12 protein-coding genes are annotated in these 12760 nt (G+C 62.2%); 11 read left to right on the top strand and 1 reads right to left on the bottom strand.

Annotated features, from left to right (window positions below):
* The first annotated feature begins 125 nt into the window (after positions 1-125).
* From B7O88_RS08740 to B7O88_RS08710, 7 genes are all read left to right on the top strand, one after another.
* Positions 126-1178, top strand: a complete 1053-nt coding sequence (locus tag B7O88_RS08740; RefSeq protein ID WP_088275263.1) for an NAD(P)H-dependent glycerol-3-phosphate dehydrogenase — start codon at positions 126-128, stop codon at positions 1176-1178.
* A complete protein-coding gene (locus B7O88_RS08735; RefSeq protein WP_088275261.1) occupies positions 1175-1486 on the top strand; it encodes a DUF4389 domain-containing protein in 312 nt (103 codons plus the stop codon). The genes B7O88_RS08740 and B7O88_RS08735 overlap by 4 nt, the downstream gene beginning before the upstream one ends.
* The gene (sixA, locus tag B7O88_RS08730) at positions 1483-1953 is read left to right on the top strand and encodes a phosphohistidine phosphatase SixA (RefSeq protein WP_088275259.1); all 471 of its coding nucleotides are present in this window, start codon (positions 1483-1485) and stop codon (positions 1951-1953) included. Before B7O88_RS08735 ends, sixA begins: the two co-directional genes overlap by 4 nt.
* Positions 1954-2064: 111 nt before the next feature.
* Positions 2065-3753 (top strand): AMP-binding protein, encoded by a 1689-nt coding sequence (locus tag B7O88_RS08725; protein WP_088275257.1) that lies wholly within the window; start codon positions 2065-2067, stop codon positions 3751-3753.
* Entirely contained in the window at positions 3750-4181 is a 432-nt protein-coding gene (locus B7O88_RS08720; protein ID WP_088275256.1) for a hotdog fold thioesterase, read from the top strand. Before B7O88_RS08725 ends, B7O88_RS08720 begins: the two co-directional genes overlap by 4 nt.
* Positions 4182-4299: 118 nt before the next feature.
* On the top strand, positions 4300-5163 hold the full coding sequence (locus B7O88_RS08715) for an alpha/beta fold hydrolase (RefSeq protein WP_088275254.1): 864 nt from the start codon (positions 4300-4302) through the stop codon (positions 5161-5163).
* A 112-nt stretch (positions 5164-5275) separates the two neighbouring features.
* The gene (locus B7O88_RS08710) at positions 5276-6103 is read left to right on the top strand and encodes a DUF4892 domain-containing protein (protein ID WP_088275252.1); all 828 of its coding nucleotides are present in this window, start codon (positions 5276-5278) and stop codon (positions 6101-6103) included.
* Between the two features lie 5 nt (positions 6104-6108).
* On the opposite strand, the gene B7O88_RS08705 is transcribed toward B7O88_RS08710, so the two are convergent.
* Positions 6109-8529 (bottom strand): penicillin acylase family protein, encoded by a 2421-nt coding sequence (locus B7O88_RS08705; protein WP_172409656.1) that lies wholly within the window; start codon positions 8527-8529, stop codon positions 6109-6111.
* Between the two features lie 99 nt (positions 8530-8628).
* Between B7O88_RS08705 and B7O88_RS08700 the strand changes: the two genes are divergently transcribed.
* From B7O88_RS08700 to B7O88_RS08685, 4 genes are all read left to right on the top strand, one after another.
* Positions 8629-9621 (top strand): patatin-like phospholipase family protein, encoded by a 993-nt coding sequence (locus B7O88_RS08700; protein WP_088275248.1) that lies wholly within the window; start codon positions 8629-8631, stop codon positions 9619-9621.
* An 80-nt stretch (positions 9622-9701) separates the two neighbouring features.
* Positions 9702-10739 carry a selenide, water dikinase SelD gene (gene selD, locus B7O88_RS08695; RefSeq protein ID WP_088275246.1) on the top strand — a complete coding sequence of 346 codons (1038 nt, stop codon included), beginning with the start codon at positions 9702-9704 and terminating at the stop codon, positions 10737-10739.
* A complete protein-coding gene (gene mnmH, locus B7O88_RS08690; RefSeq protein ID WP_088275244.1) occupies positions 10739-11848 on the top strand; it encodes a tRNA 2-selenouridine(34) synthase MnmH in 1110 nt (369 codons plus the stop codon). The genes selD and mnmH overlap by 1 nt, the downstream gene beginning before the upstream one ends.
* Before the next feature lie 107 nt (positions 11849-11955).
* The gene (locus B7O88_RS08685) at positions 11956-12717 is read left to right on the top strand and encodes an SDR family oxidoreductase (RefSeq protein WP_088275242.1); all 762 of its coding nucleotides are present in this window, start codon (positions 11956-11958) and stop codon (positions 12715-12717) included.
* The last annotated feature ends 43 nt before the right edge of the window (positions 12718-12760 follow it).

Genomic DNA, 12760 nt, shown 5'->3' with positions numbered 1-12760 from the left:
ACTGTGCTCTTGTTGGTTTAAGCTCGCTCATATTACCCAGCCATCGCCCTTTTTACACAGCCAAATCGCGCGATCTGACGTGCTCGGCTTATACTGGCGCCAGATTCATTGTTCAAGGATGTTGCATGACCGACCGTAAAGCGCCCGTCTGCGTTCTGGGTGGCGGCAGTTTCGGCACCACGCTGGCCAATTTGATGGCTGCGGAAGGGGTGCCTGTCACACTTTGGCTGCGCGACCCGAATGTGGCCCGTCAGATTGTTGAAACCCATGAAAATCCGCGTTATCTGCCGGGCTATGTGCTTGACGACAGGTTGCAGGTTACCACCGACATTGAAGCAGCTATCGCTTCGGCGGACCTGGTATTTCTGGCTATCCCGTCCAGTGCGTTCCGCAGTGTGCTGCAGGACATCGGACCTCTGCTCGCCGGCAAACAGGTGGTCAGCACCACCAAGGGCATTGAGCAGCCCGGTTTTCTGATGATGAGTCAGATCGTCGAGCAGGAGGCGCCGCAGGCTCGGGTAGCTGTGCTGTCCGGTCCCAATCTGGCGAAGGAGATGGCGGCCGGAGAACTGACGGCTACCGTGGTGGCCAGTGAGGACGAGCAACTGTGCCGTGATGTGCAGGCGGTACTGGGTGGGCGCAACCTGCGGGTGTACGCCAGCCAGGACCGCTATGGCGTTGAACTGGGCGGCGCGCTGAAGAATGTCTATGCGATCATTGCCGGCATGGCATCGGCGCTCGGCCTGGGGGAAAACACCAAGGCCATGCTGATAACCCGGGCACTGGCCGAAATGACCCGCTTTGCCGTGCATATGGGTGCCAACCCGTTGACCTTCCTTGGTCTGGCGGGGGTGGGTGATCTGATTGTGACCTGCACCTCGCCGCAATCGCGCAACTTCCAGGTGGGCTTTGCCCTGGGCAAGGGCGAAACCCTTGAGCAGGGCGTGGCCCGGCTGGGGCAGGTGGCAGAGGGCGTCAATACCTTGAAGGTGCTGAAACAGAAATCGGAACAGGAGGGCGTCTACATGCCGCTGGTGGCCGGTCTGTACGCCATTGTCTTCGACAACCAGCCGTTGCCTGCCGTAATTGCCAAGCTGATGTCCGCCGAGCAGAAGAGTGATGTCGAGTTCGCTGCCGTGATGTCGACCGCGCCCATCAATCGTGAGGAAAATTCGTGAATTCGTTTATCGATAACCTGTGCAGCGCCGACTTCTGGTTGCGGCTGGTCTATGTGCTGTTTTTTGCTCTCGCCTGGCAGGTCGCCGAAGTGGCGATTGCGGTGATTGCGCTGGTCCAGATTGGCTACCGCCTGTTTACCGGAGCGCCCGACGCCGATTGTGCCGGCTGGGGCGACAGTTTTTCCCAGTATGCCTGGCAGACTGGGCGCTATCTGACTGGCGTGAGCGAGCAGAAACCCTGGCCGTTCAGTGACTGGCCTGCCTCAGGCGCGCGCTGGACGCGGCAGTCGGAGGATGAGGCTGAGTGAGAATCTGGATCATGCGCCACGGCCAGGCTGCGGCGCAGGCTGCCACCGACGCGGAACGTGCGCTGACGGTCGCCGGAGAAGCTGAAGTGCGTCTGATGGCCTCGCTGCTTGAGGGGCAACCATTGGACGGTATTCTCGCCAGCCCTTATGTGCGAGCCCAGCAGACCGCCGCACTGGTCCGCTCGCAGATTGGGTTTGAGCGCGCAATAGCCACCGCACCCTGGCTGACGCCGGATGATGAGCCGAACGACGTGCTGCGCTATCTGGCCGAGCGACCGGAGCAGAACCTGCTGCTGGTCAGTCATCAGCCGCTCGTCAGTCAACTGGTGAGTCTGCTGTGCGAGGGGCATCGCCGTGCCCATGTGCCGATGCCCACCGCCGCATTGGTCTGCATCGAAACCGACTTTGTTGCCGCCGGACTGGGATCACTGGTGCTGCAGCGCACGCCGGCGGAGCAAGGCGCCTGATAAAGACGCTTGTAGGCCACCGCTTGCTGGGATAGTGTTCCCCCATTCGAGTGACGCACCGTCACCGCAATATGACGACATATAACAATAACAATCCTCAAGGGACACGGCATGGGCGCACTGACAACGCAACCAGAGACCGCGCTGGAGTCTTTTTTCCGGCACGAAAGCCTGCGTCCGCGCAGCGACTTCCTTCTCGAGCCCGGGCGCGATGGCCAACTCGTCCGATACAGCTGGGCCGAGGTGGGCGATCAGGCCCGTCGCATTGCCCGCTATCTGCAATCGCTTGACCTGCCTGCGGCCAGCAACATCGGTCTGCTTTCAAAGAACTGCGCGCACTGGATCATCGCCGATCTGGCGATCTGGATGGCAGGGCATGTGTCGGTCCCGCTGCACCCTCACCTGACCCCCGATGCTGCCGGCAAGCTGATCGAGCACGCGGAGTTGCGCGCGCTGTTTATCGGGCCGCTTCCGGCCTGGTCGAAAATCGCCGATGCAGTACCAGACGGGGTTGCCTGTGTGAGCCTGCCAAACGGGCCGAAAGGGCAGGGCCTGGCAGGCTGGGAGCAGCTGTTGACAACCTGCGAGCCACTTGCCGAGCCGGTTCTTCCGCGTCCGGAGCAACTGGCAACAATTATCTATACCTCCGGTACAACCGGCATGCCCAAGGGGGTTATGCTCAGTTTTGCCAGCATGTTTCTGGCGGCGACCAACTACCAGCGGCTTTTCGTCATTTCGGCAACTGACCGCATGCTCTCCTTTCAGTCTCTCAGCCACATTGGTGAGCGCCAGTTTATTGAACAGTCGTCGTTGCTGGGCGGGCAGCAGGTGTATTTTGTCGAGTCCGCAGAGACCTTTGTCCGCGATGCCCGCTGTGCCCGGCCAACGCTGCTGTTTGGATCTCCTCGGGTATGGCAGCAATGCATGCGCGCGGTCGAACAGAGCGGGCGTGGGCGCTGGTTGAAGCTGGCTCTGCGCTTGCCTGTTATTGGCCCTTGGCAGGCGCGGCGCGTGCTGGCCTGGCTAGGATTGGATCAGGTTCGTTATGCAGTCAGCGGTGCGGCCCGCCTGGCGCCGGCGGTGCAGCAATGGTTTGCCCGTCTCGGTCTGGTCGTTGTCGAGGGCTATGGCATGACCGAAAACTGCGGCTATTCCCATCTCGGCCGGCCCGGCCGCCCCAAGGCCGGATATATCGGCTTGCCCAATCCGGGTGTCGAGTGCCGACTGGGTGAGCAGGGTGAGATTCTGGTGCGCAGCAAATCGCTGATGATGGGCTACTTCAAGGAGCCGGCGCGTACCGCCGAGGTGCTGGATGAACAGGGCTTCCTGCATACCGGAGATGTTGGTGAGATTGATCAGGAGGGGTTTCTGCGTCTGACCGGGCGCGTCAAGGATATCTTCAAAACGTCTCGCGGACGCTACGTGGTGCCGGCACCGATCGAGCAGGCGCTGATGGATCTGCCAGAGGTCGACGAAGCCTGTGTGGTCGGGCAGGATTTGCCGCAGCCGCTGGCATTGGTTCGGCTTGGCGACGGGCAATACGAGCGGGCTGATGCCGTCAGACGCGCGCTGGCAGAGGCTTTGGAACGTCTCAACGCAACACTGGCGAGCAGCGAGCGGTTGGGCTGCGTTGTCGTCGTTGATACCCCCTGGGATGTCGACGGCGGCTTTCGTACGCCAACGCACAAGCTGCGCCGGAACGTGGTGGAAGCCACCTGGCAGGCTCACTTTCACGATTGGCTGGTCAGCGGCCAGAGTGTGGTGTGGCATCAGTCTGAGCAGCGGCAGGAGACGACATGAGCAGTATCTGGAAAACCCCGATTGATCTCGAGCGGCTGAATGCGCCGTCACCCACCATCAACAGCCTGCTGGATATTCGTATCGAAGCCGCCGGCGACGACTGGCTCAGCGCCAGTATGCCGGTGGATGAGCGGACCCATCAGCCCTATGGCATTTTGCATGGCGGTGCCTCGGTAGTGCTGGCCGAGACCGTTGGCAGCATCGCGTCCTATCAGTGCATTGATACCAGCTGCTATTACTGCGTCGGCCTCGATATCAACGCCAATCATCTGCGCGCCGTGCGTTCCGGGCGTGTCACGGCGGTGGCCAAAGCCGTGCATCTGGGACGAACCACGCATGTCTGGGACATTCGGCTGCATGACGATGCAGGCAATCAAACCTGTATTTCCCGCCTGACCATGGCCATTGTGCCGTTGAAAGCCGAGTAGAACAGGGCAAAAGTGCCAAATATGGGCATGCATTCACGCAGACGTGGGCGCTTGTCCGACGCGGTGCAGGCCGTTAGATTGCGTTCTGCTTAATTCCGCTACGGTCCCGGAGGCCCCCATGCCCATCAGCAGTCACGAAATTCGCTTCTCCCTGCCGCATATTGAAGTCGCCGGCAAGGTCTGGGGAGAGCCCGGCGGCCTGCCGGTGATCGCGCTGCATGGCTGGCTCGATAACGCGGCGACCTTTGATCGCATCGCACCGTCGCTGGAAGGGGTCTATCTGGTTGCGCTGGATCTGCCGGGCCACGGCCTCTCCGGACACATGCCGGCGACCGGCTACAGCCTCTGGCAGCAGGCAGCCACGGTGTTGCAGGTGGCTGAGGATCTGGGCTGGGAGCGCTTTGCCCTGCTTGGGCATTCAATGGGGGCGATTATCAGTGGCGTACTGGCCGGCAGTCTGCCGGACCGCATTATTGCCGCGGCGATGATTGACGGTCTGATGCCGTTTACCTCCGAAGCCGATGACGCTCCGCGCCAGATGGCGCGCTTCTTCAACTCCACGCTGCAGCTGGGCAACAAGCGCAAGCCGGTATACGACAGCGTCGAAAAGGCCGTGTCTGCCCGCGTGCTGGGCGGCACCACGCCAATCTCTAGGGATGCGGCCGCAGCGTTGGTCGAGCGTGGGCTGATGCCCCACGATGGCGGCTGGACCTGGCGTACCGATCCGCAGCTGATGCTGCCGTCGCCGCTGCGCTTTACCCAGCGTCATGCGTCTTCCTTCATCGAGAACATCACGGCGCCGACCTGTCTGGTACTCGCCAATCAAGGTGTCATGCACAAACATCCCGAGGTGCTGGCCCGCATTGATGCCTTCAAGCATCTGACCGTGCACCGGGTCGACGGCGGCCACCACCTGCATCTGGAAGAGCCGGCGCCGCAGGTCGCGGCGATTCTGAAAGACTTCTACACAAGCTTGAGCTGACCGCCAGGGCGTCACGCGCTATTCTCTGACCAGGTTCATTGCGTTGCCGGCTTCTCGGCAACCAATTCTGTGCGCTACGGCCTGGTGTGCCGGAGCGCGTCTAGGGAGACGCATGGCTTTATTGGTTCGTACTCTGCCGCTGTTGGTAGGTGGCTTCATGTTGGCGGGTGGCCCGGGGGCTCAGGCAGCGCAGGCGCTGGAGCAACTGGTGGTCAGTCCGTTTCCCCATTCCCGGATTGTCAGCGAAGGCCTCTCTGCACAGATCGATCACCCGGTCGTGATCGGCAGTGTAAGGCGCATTAACAACCAGCTGCGCGCTGAACGTGAGATCCGCGTAAGCGGCGAGCTGGCGCAGGTCACCTGGGAGATCACCGACGGTTACCCACCCGAAGATGCCTTTCGCCACGTTCTCGGTCAACTGGTCGAGCAACCCCACACCCTTCTTTACGCCTGCGACGGCCGTGAATGCGGCAGCAGCAGCCTGTGGGCCAATCAGGTTCTGCACAACTCACAGTTATATGGTCCGGAGGACGGTCAGCGCTACCTGGCGCTGCGGCTGGATACCGAACCGCAGCGCTTTGTCTCGCTCTACTCGATTACCCGCGGTAACCGCCGCAGCTATCTGAATATCGAGCAGACCACGCCGACTGCTGCGGTCGAACAGGCGCTGTATCCGACACCTTCGACGTTGCTCAAGGTGCTGCGCTCGGAAGAGCAGCTGACGCTGCCGGCGATGGCCGGAGACGCCGAGCTGATGGCCAGCTGGAGCCGTTTGCTGGTGCGCATGATGCGCCTGGACTCGCTGCTGCGGGTGCAGCTCGATGGCGCCGATGCGCCAGCGCTGGCAGAGGCCCTCAAGGCAGCGGGCGTGGCTGCGCAGCGCCTGACCCTGGGCAGCCCGGAACCGGCAGAGGGCGCGATTATCCGGCAGGTACGCTGAGCGTTTCAGCGCTGCCGGCTGGCAGGCTGCAGCAGCAGTCGATCTGGCAAGGCCTGAATCGACAGCCAATCGAACAACTGCGTGCGATAGCGGCCCTCATTGAACATCTCGGCCTGATCGTGTGCGTGATCATCCAGCGGGTTGCCGGCCTGCCCCAGCGGGTTGATACCCAGGCTGGCATTGGGGTCCGACAGATCAATCAGGCGCCGGGTGGACGGGCCTGCCTTGATGCGGTAATGCTGTTCGCCGCGGTCGAAGGCCATGTTGTTGAGCGTCTCGTTGCCACCATTCACCGCTACCGGTTTGCTGTTCAGATAGTCGCCAAAGGGGAGACGCTCGGCCAGTGCGTGCTGGTGCTGCAAACTGGCCAGGCGTGACCATTGCCACTGCCCGGGCTCCTTGCCAAAGTCGGCAACCAGACCCGCAATTGCGTTCTGCCAGGCGTGCTGAATAGCCGACTGGCGGCCATCAAGGCTGGGCTGCTGGCGGTTATCCCACCAGGGCGAGGTGGGTTTCCAGTACAGGCTGGCGAGGGTCTTCTCGGCCATGAAGGTGTTACGGAAGAAGCTGTAGCGCGGCCCCAGTTCGTCGGCAAACAGCGCCTCCGAGAGCGCATCCTGCCAGCGCTGGAAGATGCTGGCCGCGGCGCTGTCCTGGGCGTAGCGCCCGTCCCAGCTGGCGAGCAGGGCGGCGGCAGCGGCTGCCGGTTCGCGCAGGTCCTCGGGCAATTGCTCGGCGTCAAGCAACGGCAAGGCATCGGCGACCATGCTCAGGGCAACCGGGCGTTGGTCGTCCAGCTGAAAGGCCTTGAAATCCGACAGGTCAAATTGATCCTTGCTCGCCAGCAGCTGCTCCAGCCGCTGGGCGCGATCAGTCGGGGCGTAATATCCGGGCAGCTTGCGCCGCGGATTGCGTTCCGGGTACGGGTTGTTGGTCGAGAACAGAATCCCGTCGCGCGGGTTGATGATCCGCGGGTTGTTCTCGAAAGGCTGATAGCCGAGGAAATCGTCACGGCCGGAGCCGCCATTGAGCAGCGAAAAGCCGTTGCTGCTCTGCGGCCAGCGTTTCAGTTTGCCGATCGCCCACATGGCAATGTTGTTGTCTACGTCGGCATACAGCAGGTTCAGGCCCGGCGCGCCGTGCAATGCCGCAGCCGCTTCAAACTCGCTCATGCTGGTGGCTCGGGTAAAGCCGTAAAAGGCGCGTGTCGAGTCGCTGTCGGGGTCGAGAAAACTCCAGAACAGGCTGACCGGCTGACGTTCCATACTGCCCGGCAGGTCGTTGATGATGGGGCCGTGGCGGCTGCTGCGAGTGCGGATCAGACGATCTTCCTGACCCCGAATCTTGATCACTTCCTCATGAACCTTGAGCGGCTCCCAGTGATCAACCGCCCAGACCTGCTCGGGATTATCGGGGTTGGCGCGCTCGCGGTAGAAGTCGACGTCATCGTTCATCAGCATGGTCAGGCCCCAGGCGTGATGACGGGTCTGGCCGAGCAGCGGGAAGGGAATGCCTGCCAGAAAATGGCCATAGACCTCGCTGTCCGGCGTGCGGATGTGGGCCTCGTACCACACTGCCGGAGCGGCGAAGCCGATGTGTGGGTCGTTGGCCAGCAGCGGCGCACCGCTGGCGCTGTGCTCGGCGTTGACGGCCCAGGCGTTGCTGCCAAGGAACTGGCCGCTCGGGAAGGTACGTTCGACCTGGCTGATCTGCTCCAGCATCGGTGTCAGCAGCTCGATATAGGGCTGACCCGAAGAGCGCACGGGCGGCAGCTGATCCGGCCAGCTGGGCACCAGATCGCGGTAATGGCGCTCGCTCAGAGTACCCCTGATACTGTCGACCAGGGCATCGGTCTTGAAGGCCTCGGCAAAGGAGTAGGCCATGTAACCCATGGTGTTGGCGATGTCTTCGGTAGTGAAGTAGTCCGGTCGCGTCAGCAGCAGGCGGTATTCGACCGGCATGCCGCCGTGATCGATGTATTGGTTGATGCCGTCCTGGTAGGCGTGAATCAGCCGAACGTGAGGGCTATCCTGCTCGGCGTCCAGGCGTGCCGCGTAATCTCGGGCGTGGCGGCTGATGCCGAGCGAGCGGAAGAAACGATCGGTTTCGAATGAGTCGGCACCGAACAGTTCTGCCAGGCGCCCGCCACCGATGCGACGCAGCAGATCCATCTGGAACAGACGGTCCTGCGCGTGCACATAACCCAGCGCTCGGTAGGCATCTTCCTCGTTGGTCGCGTCGATATGCGGCACGCCCCAGGCGTCGTAAAACACCGCTACCGGCCCTTGCAGGCCCTCCAGTTGCAGCTCACCTTCGCGCTTTGCCTGGGCCGAATGCACTATCCAGAGCACCGTCAGTGCGGCTAAGGTCAACAGCACGACAAGACAGATCAGCAATTTCACAGAGCGGTTGGTACGAGCGTTCACGATGAGCCTTGTGCAGCAAAAAAGAGTTTCGGCATGATGATCACGCCGGTGGGCTGCGTCAATCAGGTTCAGCCGGGATTGTTAAGGAGTAACAGCAAGATGGCACAGAGAGTCGCCCTGGTTTTGGGCAGCGGCGGTGCGCGGGGCTATGCGCACATTGGCGTGATTGAAGAAATTGAACGCCGGGGTTACGAGATTGCCTGCATCGCAGGCTGTTCAATGGGCGCGGTTGTGGGGGGGATCCATGCTGCCGGCCGGTTGGCCGACTACCGGGACTGGGTCTCCGGGCTGGATTATCTGGATGTGATTCGGTTGCTGGATATCGGCTTCGGCAATCTCGGCGCCATTCGCGGAGAAAGGGTATTTGGCCGTATTCGCGAAATTCTCGGCGAAATGGAGATCGAGGACCTGCGTATCCCGTTTACCGCGGTGGCGACCGACCTGACCAATCAGCAGGAAGTCTGGTTTCAAAGCGGCTGTCTGCATCAGGCCATGCGCGCGTCGGCGGCGATTCCCAGCCTGTTCTCGCCGGTGAAGCAGGGCCATCGTGTGCTGGTTGACGGCGGTCTGCTCAACCCGCTGCCGATTGTGCCGGTGGTGTCGGCGCACTGCGATCTGATCATGGCGGTCAACCTCAACTCGATTGAAAGTACCCACTACCGCATGCCGGTCATCGAGCGCCCGGCGCCAATACGTCAGCAATGGGACCAGTGGATGGCGGCAATCAAGCCGTCCTGGCTGGGACGCAGGGTCGACGAGGCCGGTTCTGACGACGATCTCGCGCTGCTGGCGGCCGAAGGTGAAGCGTCGATGGAGCTGGTGCATTCACGCCGTCAGGATACGCGTGCACCGGTGGAGGTGGAGCCACCACCGGGCCCGGCCAGCATGCTCGAGCTGGTCAACCTGTCGTTTGAGGCCATGCAGTCCTCGCTCACCCAATACAAGATTGCCGGCTATCCGCCTGATGTCATCTTCAATGTGCCCAAACGGCTGTGCCGGTTCTTCGAGTTCTACCGCGCGCCGGAGTTGATCGAACTGGGTCGCATGGTCGCCAGTGATACCCTGGACCAGTTCGAGCGTCGCCACTGCTGAGCGGCAGGAAAATAGGCTTGTGCCCCTGTCGCTGCTAGAATCCGCCGATTGAGTTTGATGTCCCGTCGGTGGAGAGCAGCATGACCCAGACCATTCGTTTGACCGAGTACAGCCACGGCGCCGGTTGCGGCTGCAAGATTTCACCCAAGGTGCTGGACGAGATGCTCTCGGTCGGTCAGCCCGGCCCGGCGTTTGAGCGGCTCTGGGTGGGCAATGACAGCCGTGATGACGCTGCCGTATTCGGCCTTGACGCCGAGCAGGGCATTGTCAGCACCACCGATTTCTTCATGCCCATTGTTGATGACCCCTTCGACTTCGGCCGCATTGCAGCGACCAATGCGATCAGCGACATCTATGCCATGGGCGGCACGCCGATGATGGCCATCGCCATTCTGGGCTGGCCGGTCAATCTGCTGCCCGCCGCGGTTGCCGGCGAAGTACTGGCCGGTGCCCGCCAGGTGTGCGCCGAGGCTGGCATGCCGCTGGCGGGCGGCCACTCGATTGATGCCCCGGAGCCGATCTTTGGCCTGGCCGTCACCGGCCACGTGCTGCGCAGCCAGCTCAAGCGAAACGATCAGGCCAAAGCCGGCGCGCGGCTGTTTCTGACCAAACCGCTGGGCATAGGTATTCTGACCACCGCGGAAAAGCAGAAGAAACTGCGCCCCGAGGATGCCGGCGTAGCCCGCGATCTGATGTGCCAGCTGAACAGCCCGGGCCAGCGTTTTGCCGCACTGGAAGGGGTGCAGGCGATGACCGATGTCACCGGTTTTGGCTTGCTTGGTCACCTGACCGAAATGGCCGAAGGCGCCAACCTCAAGGCGCAGTTGCAGTTTGCCGCCGTACCCAGGCTGCCGGCGGTCGACTACTACCTTGAGCAGGGCTGTGTGCCCGGCGGCACGCTGCGCAATTTCGACAGCTACGGCCACAAGATCGGCGCACTTGGCGAAGCCCAGAAGCAGTTGCTCTGTGATCCGCAGACCAGTGGCGGGCTGCTGGTCGCGGTTGCGCCTGACGGTGAAGCCGAGTTTCTGTCGCTGGCGGCTGATCTGGGGCTTGAGCTGGGCTGTATTGGTGAGCTGGTCGAGTACGATCAGGGCCCGCGCGTCGAGTTACTGTGATGCGCGACAACACCGAGGATTTTCGCTCACTGTTCCTCAACGATGTGCCGTTGATGGATGTGCGGGCGCCGGTCGAGTTTGATAAGGGAGCCTTTCCCCAGTCGGTCAACCTGCCGCTGATGGTCGACGTGGAGCGGCAGAAAGTCGGCACCATGTACAAGCAGCAGGGCCAGCAAGCCGCCATTGCGCTGGGTCACAGCCTGGTCTGCGGCAAGGTCAAGCAGGCGCGGGTCGACGCCTGGCTGGCGCATGTCAAGGCCAACCCCGAAGGCTACCTGTACTGCTTTCGCGGCGGCCTGCGTTCGCAACTGGTTCAGCAGTGGCTGGCCGACGCCGGCGTGCAGTATCCGCGGGTGGTTGGCGGCTACAAGGCCATGCGCCGCTTTCTGATCGATACCCTGGACGCCGCTGCGCTGGAATGCTCGCCGATTCTGGTAGCCGGCATGACCGGTACCGGCAAGACCGAAGTGATCACCGCGCTGGATAACAGCCTGGATCTGGAAGGGCGCGCCAATCACCGTGGTTCCAGCTTTGGCCGTCATGCCACGCCGCAGCCGGCGCAGATCGACTTTGAAAACCGGCTGGCGATTGATGCCCTCAAGCTGCGCGCCGCCGGCGTAACACAGATCGTGCTGGAAGACGAAGGCCGCATCGTCGGCAGTTGCTCGTTGCCGCTGACGCTCTACCGGGAAATGCAGGAAGCACCGCTGGTCTGGCTGGAAGACAGCTTTGAGAACCGCGTTACCCGTATCCTTGGCGACTATGTGGTCAACATGCTGGCCGAATACCGCGCGCAGCAGCTGGACGACCCGGAAGCTGCCTTCGCTGCGTTTGAAACCTATCTGCTGGGCAGCTTGCAGCGCATCTACAAGCGGCTGGGCGGCGACCGCCACAGCGAGCTGAACGCGCTGATGGAAGCGGCGCTGGCCGAGCAGAAGCGCACCGGCGATGTGCATGCCCACCGCGGCTGGATCGAAGGGCTGCTGACCCACTACTACGACCCGATGTACGTCTATCAGCGCGAAAACAAGCGCTCCCGTGTGGTGTTCAGCGGCGATCAGGCGGAGATCGTCGCGTGGTTGCGTGACCAGCATCAGCGCCAGGCATGATGCATGAACAACAGACCTGACTTTGGTCGAACCGTGACTCGCAGCGTTGCTACTATCCTGCCTGTCCGAGCGCCGGTGGGCGCTCTTTTAGAGTCAGGAGTTAACGTATGAGCATGGAGTTTTCCGGCAAGGTTGTTTTGATCACTGGCGCAGCAGCCGGCATCGGCAAGGCTACCACTGAGGCCTTCGCCGCCGCAGGCGCGCGGGTCATTGCATCCGATATTGACGCCGAACAGGGCGAAGCCACCGCGCAAGCCATTCGCGCGGCCGGCGGTGATGCGCGCTTTGTTGCCTGCAACGTTGCCGATGCAGAGCAGGTCAAAGCGCTGATCGCCGGAATCGAAGCCGACTACGGTCGTCTGGACTGCGCCTTCAACAACGCCGGTATCGAAATCGAGCAGGGCAAACTGGCCGACGGCGATGAAGCCGTGTTCGACCGCATCATGGACGTCAACGTCAAGGGCGTCTGGCAGTGCATGCGCTTCCAGATTCCGCTGATGCTGAAGAACGGTGGTGGCTCCATCGTCAACACCGCTTCTGTCGCTGCCCTGGGCGCTGCCCCCAAGATGAGCATCTACGCTGCCAGCAAGCACGCAGTGCTGGGCCTGACCCGCTCTGTGGCTGTCGAGTACGCCAAGCAGGGTATTCGCGTCAACGCCGTCTGCCCCGCGGTAATCGACACCGACATGTTCCGCCGCGCCGCTGCCATCGAACCGCGCAAGGCCGAGTTTGCTGCTGCCATGCATCCGGTTGGCCGCATTGGCCGCGCCGAGGAAATCGCGGCCGCCGTGATGTATCTGTGCGGCGAAAACTCCGGCTTCACCACGGGTATCGCGCTGCCGGTTGACGGCGGCAGTACCTGTATCTGACAGACTTGCCCGGCAACTCGACGGCGGCCCTTTTGCGGTCGCC

Origin of the sequence: Halopseudomonas aestusnigri, from assembly GCF_002197985.1 — a bacterium.
In the GTDB taxonomy this organism is placed as follows: Bacteria; Pseudomonadota; Gammaproteobacteria; order Pseudomonadales; family Pseudomonadaceae; genus Halopseudomonas; species Halopseudomonas aestusnigri.
The sequence above is the reverse complement of the archived record's forward strand: the minus strand, read 5'-3'. Positions and strand labels throughout refer to the sequence as shown.

Bases quoted from the DNA above. Each gene is read 5' to 3' on its own strand.
- B7O88_RS08740 (WP_088275263.1), top strand. From the start codon at position 126: ATGACCGACCGTAAAGCGCCCGTCTGCGTTCTGGGTGGCGGCAGTTTC.
- B7O88_RS08725 (WP_088275257.1), top strand. From the start codon at position 2,065: ATGGGCGCACTGACAACGCAACCAGAGACCGCGCTGGAGTCTTTTTTC.
- B7O88_RS08720 (WP_088275256.1), top strand. From the start codon at position 3,750: ATGAGCAGTATCTGGAAAACCCCGATTGATCTCGAGCGGCTGAATGCG.
- B7O88_RS08715 (WP_088275254.1), top strand. From the start codon at position 4,300: ATGCCCATCAGCAGTCACGAAATTCGCTTCTCCCTGCCGCATATTGAA.
- B7O88_RS08710 (WP_088275252.1), top strand. From the start codon at position 5,276: ATGGCTTTATTGGTTCGTACTCTGCCGCTGTTGGTAGGTGGCTTCATG.
- B7O88_RS08700 (WP_088275248.1), top strand. From the start codon at position 8,629: ATGGCACAGAGAGTCGCCCTGGTTTTGGGCAGCGGCGGTGCGCGGGGC.
- selD (WP_088275246.1), top strand. From the start codon at position 9,702: ATGACCCAGACCATTCGTTTGACCGAGTACAGCCACGGCGCCGGTTGC.
- mnmH (WP_088275244.1), top strand. From the start codon at position 10,739: ATGCGCGACAACACCGAGGATTTTCGCTCACTGTTCCTCAACGATGTG.
- B7O88_RS08685 (WP_088275242.1), top strand. From the start codon at position 11,956: ATGAGCATGGAGTTTTCCGGCAAGGTTGTTTTGATCACTGGCGCAGCA.